This is a genomic window from Cupriavidus pauculus, from assembly GCF_008693385.1.
Classification (GTDB): Bacteria; Pseudomonadota; Gammaproteobacteria; order Burkholderiales; family Burkholderiaceae; genus Cupriavidus; species Cupriavidus pauculus_D.
Map to the genome: position 1 here is coordinate 1,105,232 of NZ_CP044067.1, position 12,517 is coordinate 1,117,748.

A 12,517-nucleotide genomic window follows, 5' to 3' on the forward strand; every position below is an offset into this window, starting at 1 on the left:
TCGTGTGTGAATTCACTATGCGAGCTTTTTCATGTCTACCTCCAGCAGCACTGCCGGGGCAGTGGGCGCGCCCGGTCATGCCGCGCGTCCCCTGACCGGGCAGGATTACAAGACTCTCGCGCTCGCCGCCCTCGGCGGCGCGCTCGAGTTCTACGATTTCATCATCTTCGTCTTCTTTGCCACCGTCATCGGCCAGCTATTCTTCCCGCCGTCGATGCCGGACTGGCTCCGCCAGTTCCAGACCTTCGGCATTTTCGCCGCCGGTTACCTGGCCCGTCCGCTGGGCGGCATCATCATGGCGCACTTCGGCGACCTGCTGGGCCGCAAGAAGATGTTCACGCTGTCCATCCTGCTGATGTCGGTGCCGACGCTGGCGATGGGCCTGCTGCCGACCTATCACTCCATCGGCCTGCTCGCGCCGCTCGCGCTGCTGCTGCTGCGTGTGCTGCAGGGCGCCGCCGTGGGCGGTGAAGTGCCGGGCGCGTGGGTATTCGTGTCCGAACACGTGCCGAACCGGCATGTCGGCTATGCCTGCGGCACGCTGACGGCCGGGCTGACCGCCGGCATCCTGCTGGGCTCGCTGGTCGCCACCGGCATGAATTCGGCGTTCACGCCGACCGAGCTCCATGACTGGGCATGGCGCGTGCCGTTCCTGCTGGGTGGGGTGTTCGGCATTGCCTCGATGTACCTGCGGCAGTGGCTGCACGAGACGCCGGTGTTCGCCGAACTGCAGCAGCGCAAGGCGCTGGCGGCCGAAATGCCGCTGAAGTCCGTGGTCCGCGACCACCGTGGCGCCGTGGCCATCTCGATGCTGCTGACGTGGATGCTTTCCGCGGGCATCGTGGTCGTGATCCTGATGACGCCGACGTTCCTGCAGAAGCTGTTCGGCTTCGATGGCCGCACGGCGCTGGTCGCCAACAGCTTCGCCACGCTCGCGCTGTCCATCGGCTGCGTGGTGGCGGGCATGCTGGCGGACCGCTTCGGCGCGCGCCGGACGCTGTTCGTGGGTGGATTGCTGCTGGCCGGTACGGCGTATCTGCTGTACACGACGGTGGGCACGCATCCGCAGCTGCTGATTCCGCTGTACACGCTGGCCGGCTTTATGGTCGGCACCGTCGGCGCGGTGCCCTATGTGCTCGTGAACGCGTTTCCGGCGCAGGTCCGCTTCTCGGGGCTCTCGTTCTCGTACAACGTGTCGTACGCGATTTTCGGCGGACTGACGCCGATGATCGTCACGCTGATGCTCAAGGACAACCCGCTGGCCCCGGCGCACTACGTGATCGCGGTCTGCCTGATCGGTATCGTGACGGCGCTGTTCGTGAAGAAGGCCTGATCGGGCTATTCGTCGATTCGTTGCGGCACGTCAAGAACAAAGGGGGCAATCGCCCCCTTTGTCGTTTCCCGCCTTCGGCGCCCTACTTCCGCCGGTGCTCCCGAAAGAACTCCCACATCATCGCGCTGGCGTCGGGCCCGGTGCTGCTGTGATACTCGACCCGCCCGTCACCGCCACTCCACGCGTGATCGAGCCCGGCAACCTCCACGAGCTTCACCAGGTCCTTGTTCCACCGCCCGAACCGCGCCTCGCGATAGTTGCCGCGCCGGAGCGCTGGCCTTTCGTTGGCTGCCCGGGCGTTGGCCACACCTTCGTTAGCGACACCCTCGTTGGCCGCCTCCGCGCCGGCACCCGCCATCGCCGCCACCCGGGGCGGCATCGCCACCGAGAGCCGGTCGTCCATGCGGTTGTAGGCAAGAAACTGCCGCGCCAGCAGACGCCCGTTGACCGGGTGTACCGCCTGGTCCTCGAGCCCGTGCATGACGATCGCGGGCATCGTGGGGCCGCCCGGCGTCACGCCCGCGGCGTCGAGCAACACGAGCGGATCGGTCGCGGAGCCCTGCTCCATCGCGCGCAATCCCGCCCGCGGCGAATCCGCGGCACCGATGACCACGCCCGAGTGCAACCCGACCGCGGCCACCTTCTCCGGATAGCGCAACGCCACCAGCGCCGCCATCGTGGCACCGGCCGACAACCCTGCCAGATAGATTTCGCCCGCGCGCACATCGGGCCGCTCGGCAAGCTCGTCGATCAGCGCCGCAACAGCCTGCGCCTCGCGCCCGCCTTCCTCGGCGCCGAGGTCGAACCACTGCCAGCAGCGATGCACGGACCGCCGCAGCGGCTGCTGCGGATAAGCCACCATAAAGCCTTCGCGCTCGGCGAGCGCGTTCATGCGCGTGCCCTCGGCCAGCGCCTCGGGTGTCTGCCGGCAGCCATGGAGCAATACCACGACGGGCATCGGACCCGTTCTGCGCGACAACGCGCCCGACGGAATGTAGAGACGGTATGACAGCTGCGGAACGAGTTCACCCGGCAGCGGCGCAAGGCCAAGCCGGTGGGATTCCCATGTGCCGGGCAGCGAACCGGGCGCATGCTCGCCGACCGGAGGTACCGGGCGGAGCGGGGGGGTGGGCTGGAACGCGTCGAAGCGTCGCAGCCAGGACTTCAATTGCTGTGCGGCCTGGTGCTGCGCGTGGCCGATTTGGCGCCATTGCGTTTCCCAGTCCGAGGACAGGCTTTTGGCCATTAGAGACTCCTGCTCGTCTTTGGAACGGATCCCCTCCTATGTTTGTGCGATGCAGCATAACACAAGCCGCCGCGGCGTATCGCTCACTCCAGTGCGGCAATGTATGCATCTTGCAACATTAAAAAAGACCTGCGGAACTGGCTCGCAGGTCACTCGATAGATGCGGAAGTGCGGCAGGCGCCTATTTATCGGCCACGCGACGCCATCCTTCCGTGGAAAACGACCGCATCGCGGCGGCCCGACTGGCCGTGGAAGTGCCGAGATCGCGTTCGTAAAAATTTCTTTCCGCGTCGATCAAAAAGGTGTGTACGCCACTTTCGCCGTATCGGGCGGGCCATGCGATAAACGCGAACCGCGTCGCGCCGGCGCCCGTGCCGGGCGGGAGCACGCGAAAACGGTAGCCGTAATAGGCGTCTTCGGGCGGGACATCGGGGCCCATGGCGAGGGCGTCGGGGCCGATCGGGCTGGCGTCGGCCTCGGTGTCGGACGGCCAGTAGAGGCCATCGGTGCGGCCCCGCGAGCTCACGATACGTTTGGCGAAGGCGCCGTTGCCGACCTGCTGCGCGTAGCGCTGCTGGGCATCCGCGAGTTGCAGCAGCGAATCCATCGCCACGAGTTCGTTACGGGCGATGCGGCGGTCGCGCACTTCCTCGCGGCCTGCCTTGAGGTCGAACTGCCAGCCGGCGGGGCGCTTGACGATCGGCGCGGGGAACGTCCAGCCGCTGTCGCCCACGGCAATGCGCATGGCGTTGTCGCCGGCAGGCTGGAGCGCGTGGTGCGCGGCCCAGGCGCCGAGAAAGTCGTAGATATCGTCCTGCGTGATGCCTTCGGGCGGCAGAAGCGTGCGGTATTGATTGCCGAGTACCTTGCGCAGGGCATCCTGGTCGCTGCGGGCGATGGCATCGCCGAGGGCGTTCGAGGCGGCTTCGGCGGTGTCGAAGACCTGCTGTGCGGCGACGGGTGCGGCCACCATGACGACCGCAGCCATGGCCACGACTGCCTTTAGCGCCGCCCTCATCGCCACCTCGATCACCCTCGCCAGCCTCGCCGCCCTCGCCAGCCTCGCCAGCCTCGCCGCTCTCGCCGCTCTCGCCGCCCTCGCCGCCATCGCCGCCATCGCCGCCATCGCCGCCATCGCCGCCATCGCCGCCATCGCCGCCATCGCCATGGTCGCCATGGTCGCCGGGGCCGCCGGGGCCGCCGTGGCCGCCATCGCCGTGGTCGCCGTGGTCGCCGTGGTCGCCGTGGCCGCCATCGCCGTGGTCGCCGTGGTCGCCGTGGTCGCCGTGGTCGCCGTGGTCGCCGTGGCCGCCGTGGCCGCCGTGGTTGCCGTGGTTGCCGTGGTTGCCGTGGTTGCCGTGGTTGCCGTGGTTGCCGGGGTTGCCGGGGTTGCCGGGGTTGCCGGGGTTGCCGGGGTTGCCGGGGTTGCCGGGGTTGCCGGGGTTGCCGGGGTTGCCGGGGTTGCCGGGGTTGCCGGGGTTGCCGGGGTTGCCGGGGTTGCCGGGGTCGCCGGGGTCGCCGGGGTCGCCGGGGTCGCCGGGGTCGCCGGGGTCGCCGGGGACGGCATGGTCGCCCGGGGCGCGGCGGTGGGCGCCTCGCATGCCGTCGTCGTACCCGCTACGCCATGTGCGTCGCCGCGGCCTGTGGTTGCCTTCCCGATCGTCGTTCCGGTCATGCTCACCTCCGTCCGTGCCCGCCATGGCCCATGCCGCCCCGTTGCACGCCGTGCGGAGCACTCATGCCGCCCGCATTGCCGGTTCGCTGGAACCCGCCCTGCATCTGCCCCATGCGCGCACCCTGCTGCTGCAGGCGCTGGCCGTTGCCGGCGTCCCGCAGCGCGCTGTCGCGGTTGGCTGTATGCGCGCGATTGCGTGCCTCGCTCGCGTCCGCGCGTTGCCGGTCCGCGCCGGCCGGCCGCGGATTGGCATTCGCGCCGCCGCCGTGCCCGGCGATCGACTGTCCCGTGTGCCCCTGGAACGACTGCGCGGCGCGATCGCGCGCCGCATCGCGCGAACCGGGCTGTGCCTGCGTGCCACCGCCGCCCGCGCCCAGCCGCTGTTGCGCGCCGCCCTGCCCGAGTTGCTGCCCCGCCTGCTGGCCCCCACCCCCTTGGCCCAGCCGTTGCTGCCCGCCGCCCTGCCCGAACTGCGGCCCGGCCTGCTGGCCCGCGCCGCCCGCGCCCAGCCGTTGCTGCGCGCCGCCCTGCCCGAACGGTTGGCCGGCCTGCTGGCCCGCGCCCCCCTGCCCGAGCCGCTGCCCACCTTGCCCGCCCTGCGTCCGACTGGCCAGTGCCTGCTGGCGCTGCGCATCGTACCGATTGGCCACCCCCGGATTGTTGTAGGGCACGTTGCCACGCGCGGCCGGATTGTGTTGCCAATTCACGTTCGACCGATTGACATCGAGTTGTCGGTTCACATTGATGTTGTTGTACCGATTCACATTGATGTTGACGTCATGACGCCCCCAATCGCAACCGCCCCATAGCGAATTGACGGCCGCCACGCCAAGCCCGAACCCGATGCCCGCCACCAGCGACGTGGCAAACACCGACCCCGGCGGCGGCGGATAGTAGGCAGGCGGATAGGCCGGATACGGCCACGCGCCATAGACCACCGTCGGGTTGTACGACGGCACATAGACCACCTGCGGATTCGCGGGCTCGATCTGCACGATGGTCGTGCCGCCACTCTGCTGCGTCACGACCTTCTGCTCGGGCGTGGTTTTCAGCGAGCCCGCCTTCTGGGCCTGCGCGCGCAGGCGCTGCACGCCATTCATGACATCGTCGGGTTGCGCGAGAAATGCATCGCCGACCGACTGCACCCATTGCGGCTGCCGGCCCATCATGTCCATCACCGACGGAAACGCCACCAGCGACTGCACGCTCGGATCCCACGACTCGCCCTGCACCGCCTTGGTCGCGGCATCGCCGGACAGCGACGGATTGGCCTTCGACCATTGCGCGGCCGCCGCGACATCGGCCGGATAGGTCGACGCCATCAGCACCTGCGACAGCAGCGCATCGGGATACAGCGCGATAGGCGCCAGCAACTGATCGAGCTGGCCGTTACCGAGCTTTGCCTGCGCGTAGACGGAGGTCGGCGAGAACGACACCGCTGCCAGCATCAGCAGCGACAACACGGCACGCATCAGGCGATGTGACATCGTGGGCCTCCCTCAAAGCGCTCGGCAGTGCAACGGTCAGCGCGCGCGTCATCGTCCCTGCTGCGCGCACTCCTTTCGATAGGCATCTTCCATGCGGCCCCGATCCGGCGCGGCCGCGGGCAACGCCTCGATTTGCCGGAGCAGCCCCGTGCAATACTGCCGCTGCGACGTGGCCGGCCTGCTGTCGCCCTCGGCCGACGTGCCAGGCTCCAGCATGCGCGGCGGCGGGGGAATATCGGGCATTCCGCCCGGCGCATTGCCACGGCCGCCGCCATAGACCGGCGGTGGCGACGACGGCGGGTTCGATCCCTGCGCGGCGACATCCCACGCACCGGTCGTCGCCGCGATGGCCATACCCGCGATGGCCATACCCGCGATGGCCATACCCGCGAATGCCAGCACGCGCCATCGGGCCGGCGTGCTAGTCGGCACTCTCGCTACCCACTTCCCTCTCTTCCCGTTCGTCATGATGTCTGCCGCCACGCTGGCGGGTGGTGCGATGGCGCAGCAGTTCGAGCCTGAGCAACGCGTCCGCAAGCAGGTTTCTGAGTCGTGCGTTCTCGTCTTCGAGTTCACGCAACCTGCGGCGCTCCGCATCTGCCGGCGCGCCGGGCGTGCCGTAACGGGCGCGCCATCCGTAGAACGAAGCATCGCTGAAACCATACCGGGCGCATAGCTCCTTGACGGGCACTCCCCGGGCGGCCTCGGCAAGGTACATGCGGATCTGCTCTTCCGAATACCGTCTGTTCACGCTCCGCCTCCACTCGCCCCCCGGATGGCCGCGGGTTCTCACTCGACCCTTGCCGTACGTTAACCACCCCTCGCGCGGAAGGCAATTCAGTGTCTTCGCGGCCCGAGTTAAGCAATTTGATCGAGATAACGATTTCCGAATTTCGTTGTTCCAAATTGGAAAAATTCAATGACCAGCTTCTGTCGTCTCAGTCGTGATCTGCGAGATTTCGCGCAATAAGAAATGCACGACGATTCACGTTACATCGACATAACTAACCGGGAACCCTTACGTAGACTGGGTTTCCGGGAGGCATGCATCAAGACGACTGACCTTGTCAAATATCGCGGCATAGTGATAAATCGTACTGCTTCCTAGGAAGTTTCAAATTCATGTATTAACATGGCTCGGACAAACTAAATTTAGAAGAAGCGTAGCCGCCGCGTGAGAGGTCCCTGACGTTCGCGCGGCGCGCAGCCCGTGTTGCCCCAAACCATAAGAACGAAGAACGAAACAATCGTGGACAGGGAGAGCTCAGCATGCGGCACGTCAGCACCAAGCTATTGCACGTCTTCGTCCTTTTGATGGAGTACCGCGACCTCAATGCCGTGGCCGCATGTACGCAGGGACGAGTCCCCACGGTGGCATACGGTCTGGCGAGGTTGCGCGAGATCACCGGCGATCCGTTGTTCATCAAGCGCAACGGCAGGCTCGAACCCACGCCCCATGCGTTGCGGCTCGAGCAAACGGCAAGGCAGATCCTGACCCGATGGAATCAGCTCGTACGGCCGCAGCGCGCGGCCGTCGCGCGGCGCGGACAGGGGCGCCGCATCTCGATCGGCTTCTCCTCGTCGATCGGCGACCCGGTCATCACCGAGATCCTCACCACGCTCTGCGAACAGTTTCCGCGCGACAGTTTCATCACGCGTCCCGTCATCGCCGACGCCTCGCTGGCCAGCCGCCTGCACGCGGGCGAGCTCGACTGCGCGTTCGTCGTCGATGGCACACAGATCCCGGACGGCGTGGTGCCGCACAGTCTGCTGGCCACGCCGCGCCGGCTGGTCGGCGCGCTGCGCGCCGACGGTCACGAGGACACCGAAACCGACTGGATCCTGCTGCAGGAAGACTGCGAGGCCGGCAGTCCCCTGCACGCGTTCCTGGCGCGCCAGGCGAACGCGCCCGGCCATCGCGAAACCGTCGTGCCATCGTGGCACACGCAGATCACGCTCCTGCATGCGACCGGCGGCATCTGCCCGGTGCTGGACTTCAACGTGCCGCTCGTCACGCGCCATCGCAAGGCACGCCTGCTCGCACCGCCCACGAATTTTCCCGGCTGGGCCGCGCTCCATTTCTGGATGCCCGAGCAGACGTCCGACGCGTGCGACGGCGGCGTACTGCGCGACGTGATGGAGGTCGGCGCGGCGGTTCTGCGAGATCCGCTCAAGGCGATCGACGACCGCCGCCATCATCAGGAGAGCGCGCGGCGCGTCGCGGCATAGCGCCTCCTTCGCAGGCGCCTTCGGTTTTTTTCTCATTCGACACGACGTACTGCCTGAATTTGGCGCACGTTTTGCGAATCGTCTCACTCCCACGGCAACGACACGCCAGTATGCTCGGCGGGCATTGCCGTGCTCCGTATCCCCACGGGGCGGCATGCCGCACAGGGGATCCGCCGGGATCCACCGGACAGGAGTGACCGGATGACATCGACGATATTGAGAATTCTGCTGGCCGACGATCATCCCGTCATCACGGCGGCAATCGGCGCCAGGCTGCAGACGCAGACGGGCTGGGAGGTCTGCGGGGAGGTCAACAGCGCCGCCGAACTGCTGCACGAGGTCGATCTGCTCGCGCCCGACGTCATCGTCACCGACTATCACATGCCCGGCGTGGCCGCGCTCGACGGCGCGCGGCTGCTGCTCGCATTGCGGCGCCGCTATCCCACGATCGCCGTCGTCGTGCTCACGATGATCACGAACCCGCTCGTGCTGCGCGCGATTCTCGACGCGCGCGTGCATGGGCTGCTGCTCAAGGACTGCCCGCTTGCGGAGGTGGTCGTGGCCATCGCACGCGCGCAGCGGGGGTTCACCTATATCGGCAAGTCGGCCTTGCGCGCGCTCGCGCCGATCGACCCGCGCACCGCGCTGCCGATGGGGCGCAACGGCACGCATTCGCTCTCCATGCGCGAGATGGAAGTGCTGCGGCTTTACCTGACGGGCCGCACCGTGACCGAGATCGCCGCGACGCTGTGCCGCAGCGTCAAGACCATCAGCCGGCAGAAGAACAGCGCCATGAGCAAGCTCGGTGTCGGCAACGACCGCGAGCTGTTCGAATGCGCGGCACTGCAGGGCATGGTCCTGCCGCGCCGGTGAGGGACATGCGGGGACATGCGGCGACATGCGGGGGCAAGCGAGGGATCGATCGAAGCCGATATAATCGGTCGCCTCATCGCGAGACGCCCCTCCCCCGTGCCGCCCGACATGTCCGCAACGCCTGCCCCCTCCCTCCCTGCTGACGCGCATCGCGCCGCCGCCGCGCCCGCCGCGCGTGCCGTGCCCGCGATGATGATCACGGCCTCGGCCTCGGGCCAGGGCAAGACCACGGTCACCGCGGCCCTTGCGCGCCTGCATGCGCGGCAGGGCCGCGCGGTGCGGGTCTTCAAGTCCGGACCGGACTTTCTCGATCCGACATGGCTGGCCGCGGCCAGCGGCGCGCCCGTGCATTCGCTCGATCTCTGGATGACCGGCGCGGACGATGCGCGGCAGCGGCTCGCGCAGGCCGCGCGGACCGCCGACGTCATCCTCGTGGAAGGTGTCATGGGCCTGCATGACGGCGACCCCAGCAGCGCCGATATCGCGCGCCGCTTCGGCCTGCCCGTGCTGACCGTGATCCAGGCGAGCGCGATGGCGCAGACGTTCGGCGCGATTGCCTATGGGCTGGCGCACTATGGTGAGCCGTTCGCGGACATGCGCGTGCTCGCCAACGGCGTCGGGTCCGCGCGCCATGCGGACATGCTGCGCACTAGCCTGCGCGAACCGGGGCAATGGGCCGGCGCGCTCGCGCGCGATCCATCGGTGGCACTTCCGGAGCGGCATCTCGGCCTGTACAGCGCGAACGAACTGCCGGACCTGATGGCGCGTCTCGATCGGCTGGCCGATCTGCTCGCGCCGTTGCCGGTCTCGCAATTGCCACCTGCCGTGCGCTTCGATACCGCGCTCGATGCCGCGTCCGCGCCACCGGTATCGCGCAGGCTCGAAGGCAAGACCATCGCGGTCGCCTGCGACGACGCGTTCCGCTTTATCTACCCCGCCAACGTGGACACGCTCGAAGCGCTCGGCGCGCGCGTGGCGCTGTTCTCGCCGTTACGCGATGCCGACCTGCCGGCATGCGACGCGGTATGGCTGCCCGGTGGCTATCCCGAACTGCACGCGGCCACGCTCGCCGCGAACGCGGGCATGAAGGAAGCACTGCGGCGCGCGCGTGCGAGCGGCATGCCGATGCTGGCCGAATGCGGCGGGATGATGGCGCTCTTCGATACGCTGATCGACAAGGAAGGCAACGCGCACGAGATGGCGCGCGTCCTGCCGGGCACCGTGCGCATGCAGACACGGCTCGCGGCGCTCGGACATCAGGCCGTGTCGCTGCCGTGGCTCGGCGCGGAACACGATACGGTGCGCGGCCACACGTTCCACTACTCGCAGACCGAGACGACGCTCGCACCGGCCACGCGGGCGGTTTCCCCGCGCGACGGCAAACCCGGCGAGGCGGTCTACCGCGCGGGCGCACTCACGGCGTCATACGTGCATTTGTATTTTCCGTCGAACCCGGAAGCCATCGCGCGCCTGTTTGGCGGCTGATGGCGATTGTCGACGGCGAAGGCGGGTTCAGGCAGCGTCGCGCTGTGCCTGCGTGCGGGCGACGGCTTCGGCGATGCCGGCCTCGAGTTCGCCCAGTCCCTTGGACAGGTTGTGCATCGTGGTCTCGGTGACGTTCGTCAGGACGTCCTGCAGGAACTCCGCACGGCGCGGCAGCGCCTCCTCGACGATCTCCCGGCCCAGCGGCGACAGCGTGACGTTGGTCATGCGATTGTCGCGTTCGCTCGTGGCGCGCTCCACCCAGCCCAGTTCCTGCAACGCCTTGAGCTGCCGCGTGAGCGCGCCCGGGTCCATGCCGACCCGGTCGGCCAGCGGCTTCTGCGCAATCGCGCCCTCGTGCCCGTACAGCGCGTACAGGATGCGCCAGCGCGGCATGGGAAGGCCGATGCGCGCCTCGAACGCCGATGCCCACGCGCGGTAGGTGCGTCCGAATTGCTGCAATACGGCCAGGCTTTGTCGCTCCAGTTCCAATCCACTCTCCAGTCTTCAATCCGCCGCCATCACGGGCTCGTGCACGCGCACGAGCTTGACGGGCGGCACGCGGCGCGAGCGCCAGATGCCGATTACGGCGATCACCGCGGCAAGCGCCATGCCCAGATGGATGGCGCCGACCAGCGACAAACGCGCCTGCTCGAGCAGCAGGGCTCCATTGTGCCCTGCCTGCTGCAGTTGAGTCAGCAAGGCCCCTTGCGCGGCGCGGTCGATCAGGATCTGTGGATCGCTCATGCGCGACGCCCAGTCCATGGCACCAGCCGAACTCAGCGCCCGCTCCACCCCGCCCGTATAGCTGCGGGTAACCAGCGTGCCCACGAGCGCGGTACCGACCATCCCGCCGACCATCCGCAGCGACTGCAACATCGCCGTGGAGATGCCGAGCTGCGAGCGGCCCGCGGTCTGCTGCGCGAACACCGTCAGGTTCGGCATGATAAAGCCAAGACCCAGACCGCCGAACAACATGATGGCGAGCAGGAGGTTATGGTGCATGCCGCGCGTGGCCTGCGTCAATCCAAGACAGGCCAGCGCCAGCAGTGCGAAACCGGCATACAACATGCTGTTCGGTAACGGAATGCGCGTGATGATGCGACCGTTGACGATGCTCCCGATGGTGATGCAGACCACGAGCGGCGTGACCAGGAGGCCCGCATCCTTCGGCGAGTAGCCGAACCCGCCCTGGAACAGCAGCGGCGCATACAGCAGCAGCGAGAACATCACGAAACCGGACAGCACGGCCAGCAGGAACAGCGGCGCGAGTGCCGGATTGCGGAACATGTCTAGCGGCAGGATCGGATTCGGGCACCGTAGCGACCAGCGCCATAGCGCCACGAACGAGGCCACCGACAGCAACAGCAGGCCCACGGTCACGAGATCGAGCCCGCGCTCGGGCAGCCACTCCACCGACAGCTGCATCGTACCGAGGCCCGCGGCGATCAGGAACGCGCCGACCCAGTCGACACGCGTCGAACCGCTGTGCGCCTCCGTGTGCATCTGCTGGCGCAGATGGGGCAGATAGCGCCACGCGAACCACAGGCCGAGCAGGCCCACCGGCAGGTTCACGTAGAACACCGCGCGCCAGCCGTACCACTCGGTCAGGATACCGCCGAGCGATGGACCCACCGCATTGGCGAGGCCGAATGCGGTGCTCATCATCACCTGCCAGCGCAGGCGGACGTGCGCATCGGGAAACAGATCGGGAATGCATGCGAACGCGGTGCCGACGAGCATCCCGCCGCCAATCCCCTGCAACGCGCGCGCCACGACGAGGAACTGCATGCTGTTGGCCATGCCGCAAAGCGCCGAGGCCGCGAGAAACACGATGATCGAGGCGAGCACGAACGGCTTGCGCCCGTAGTAGTCGCCAAGCCGGCCGAAGATCGGCACGGTGATCACGGAAGTCAGGAGATAGGCGGTGGCCACCCACGCATAGAACTCGAACCCTTGCAGTTCGGCGACCACGGTCGGCAACGCGGTGCCGACGACGGTCTGATCCAGTGCCACCAGCATGACGACGAACGCGATACCCAGCATCGCCATCAGCGATTCGCGGAACGGCAGCACCTGTCCAGCGCGCACCACTGCGGCGCCGTTCTGCCCTTCGCGTGACTCGGAGGTCATTTTATTGCCCAATCAATAGTTGCAATGTCAATGATTATAGGACAGTTGAAATGGTTTTG

General features: G+C 67.6%; 11 protein-coding genes. 4 read left to right on the forward strand and 7 right to left on the reverse strand.

The features are described from left to right. The first annotated feature begins 31 nt into the window (after nucleotides 1–31). Entirely contained in the window at nucleotides 32–1,333 is a 1,302-nt protein-coding gene (locus FOB72_RS23325) for an MFS transporter (RefSeq protein WP_150375057.1), read from the forward strand. 82 nt (nucleotides 1,334–1,415) lie between these two features. Here the strand turns inward: FOB72_RS23325 and FOB72_RS23330 are convergent, their stop codons facing one another. The 5 genes from FOB72_RS23330 to FOB72_RS23355 form a co-directional block, all read right to left on the reverse strand. Further along, nucleotides 1,416–2,579 carry an alpha/beta hydrolase family esterase gene (locus tag FOB72_RS23330; RefSeq protein ID WP_150375058.1) on the reverse strand — a complete coding sequence of 388 codons (1,164 nt, stop codon included), beginning with the start codon at nucleotides 2,577–2,579 and terminating at the stop codon, nucleotides 1,416–1,418. A 181-nt stretch (nucleotides 2,580–2,760) separates the two neighbouring features. After that, entirely contained in the window at nucleotides 2,761–3,834 is a 1,074-nt protein-coding gene (locus FOB72_RS23335; RefSeq protein WP_317889561.1) for a DUF2950 family protein, read from the reverse strand. A gap of 422 nt (nucleotides 3,835–4,256) precedes the next feature. Then, nucleotides 4,257–5,702: a DUF3300 domain-containing protein gene (locus FOB72_RS23345; protein WP_223851859.1), complete on the reverse strand. Its 1,446-nt coding sequence runs from the start codon at nucleotides 5,700–5,702 to the stop codon at nucleotides 4,257–4,259. Between the two features lie 87 nt (nucleotides 5,703–5,789). After that, nucleotides 5,790–6,173: a hypothetical protein gene (locus tag FOB72_RS32680; protein ID WP_223851765.1), complete on the reverse strand. Its 384-nt coding sequence runs from the start codon at nucleotides 6,171–6,173 to the stop codon at nucleotides 5,790–5,792. Further along, the gene (locus FOB72_RS23355; RefSeq protein ID WP_317889562.1) at nucleotides 6,163–6,534 is read right to left on the reverse strand and encodes a transposase; all 372 of its coding nucleotides are present in this window, start codon (nucleotides 6,532–6,534) and stop codon (nucleotides 6,163–6,165) included. The genes FOB72_RS32680 and FOB72_RS23355 overlap by 11 nt, the downstream gene beginning before the upstream one ends. Before the next feature lie 476 nt (nucleotides 6,535–7,010). Between FOB72_RS23355 and FOB72_RS23360 the strand changes: the two genes are divergently transcribed. The 3 genes from FOB72_RS23360 (at nucleotide 7,011) to FOB72_RS23370 (ending at nucleotide 10,328) form a co-directional block, all read left to right on the forward strand. Next, nucleotides 7,011–7,970 carry a LysR family transcriptional regulator gene (locus FOB72_RS23360; RefSeq protein ID WP_150375060.1) on the forward strand — a complete coding sequence of 320 codons (960 nt, stop codon included), beginning with the start codon at nucleotides 7,011–7,013 and terminating at the stop codon, nucleotides 7,968–7,970. Nucleotides 7,971–8,171: 201 nt separating this feature from the next. Continuing rightward, on the forward strand, nucleotides 8,172–8,843 hold the full coding sequence (locus FOB72_RS23365) for a response regulator transcription factor (protein ID WP_150375061.1): 672 nt from the start codon (nucleotides 8,172–8,174) through the stop codon (nucleotides 8,841–8,843). A gap of 108 nt (nucleotides 8,844–8,951) precedes the next feature. Beyond that, nucleotides 8,952–10,328, forward strand: a complete 1,377-nt coding sequence (locus FOB72_RS23370) for a cobyrinate a,c-diamide synthase (RefSeq protein WP_411859874.1) — start codon at nucleotides 8,952–8,954, stop codon at nucleotides 10,326–10,328. Nucleotides 10,329–10,355: 27 nt separating this feature from the next. On the opposite strand, the gene FOB72_RS23375 is transcribed toward FOB72_RS23370, so the two are convergent. Both FOB72_RS23375 and FOB72_RS23380 read right to left on the reverse strand, forming a co-directional pair. Continuing rightward, the gene (locus FOB72_RS23375) at nucleotides 10,356–10,817 is read right to left on the reverse strand and encodes a MarR family winged helix-turn-helix transcriptional regulator (RefSeq protein WP_150375062.1); all 462 of its coding nucleotides are present in this window, start codon (nucleotides 10,815–10,817) and stop codon (nucleotides 10,356–10,358) included. A 15-nt stretch (nucleotides 10,818–10,832) separates the two neighbouring features. Continuing rightward, on the reverse strand, nucleotides 10,833–12,458 hold the full coding sequence (locus FOB72_RS23380) for an MFS transporter (protein WP_223851767.1): 1,626 nt from the start codon (nucleotides 12,456–12,458) through the stop codon (nucleotides 10,833–10,835). Nucleotides 12,459–12,517: the final 59 nt, after the last annotated feature.

Excerpts from the sequence above, each read along its gene's own strand:
- FOB72_RS23365 (WP_150375061.1), top strand. The coding sequence starts at position 8,172 with ATGACATCGACGATATTGAGAATTCTGCTGGCCGACGATCATCCCGTC.
- FOB72_RS23345 (WP_223851859.1), bottom strand. The coding sequence starts at position 5,702 with ATGCTGGCAGCGGTGTCGTTCTCGCCGACCTCCGTCTACGCGCAGGCA.
- FOB72_RS23380 (WP_223851767.1), bottom strand. The coding sequence starts at position 12,458 with ATGACCTCCGAGTCACGCGAAGGGCAGAACGGCGCCGCAGTGGTGCGC.
- FOB72_RS23330 (WP_150375058.1), bottom strand. The coding sequence starts at position 2,579 with ATGGCCAAAAGCCTGTCCTCGGACTGGGAAACGCAATGGCGCCAAATC.
- FOB72_RS23370 (WP_411859874.1), top strand. The coding sequence starts at position 8,952 with ATGTCCGCAACGCCTGCCCCCTCCCTCCCTGCTGACGCGCATCGCGCC.
- FOB72_RS23325 (WP_150375057.1), top strand. The coding sequence starts at position 32 with ATGTCTACCTCCAGCAGCACTGCCGGGGCAGTGGGCGCGCCCGGTCAT.
- FOB72_RS23360 (WP_150375060.1), top strand. The coding sequence starts at position 7,011 with ATGCGGCACGTCAGCACCAAGCTATTGCACGTCTTCGTCCTTTTGATG.
- FOB72_RS23335 (WP_317889561.1), bottom strand. The coding sequence starts at position 3,834 with ATGGCGGCCACGGCGACCACGGCGACCACGGCGACCACGGCGATGGCG.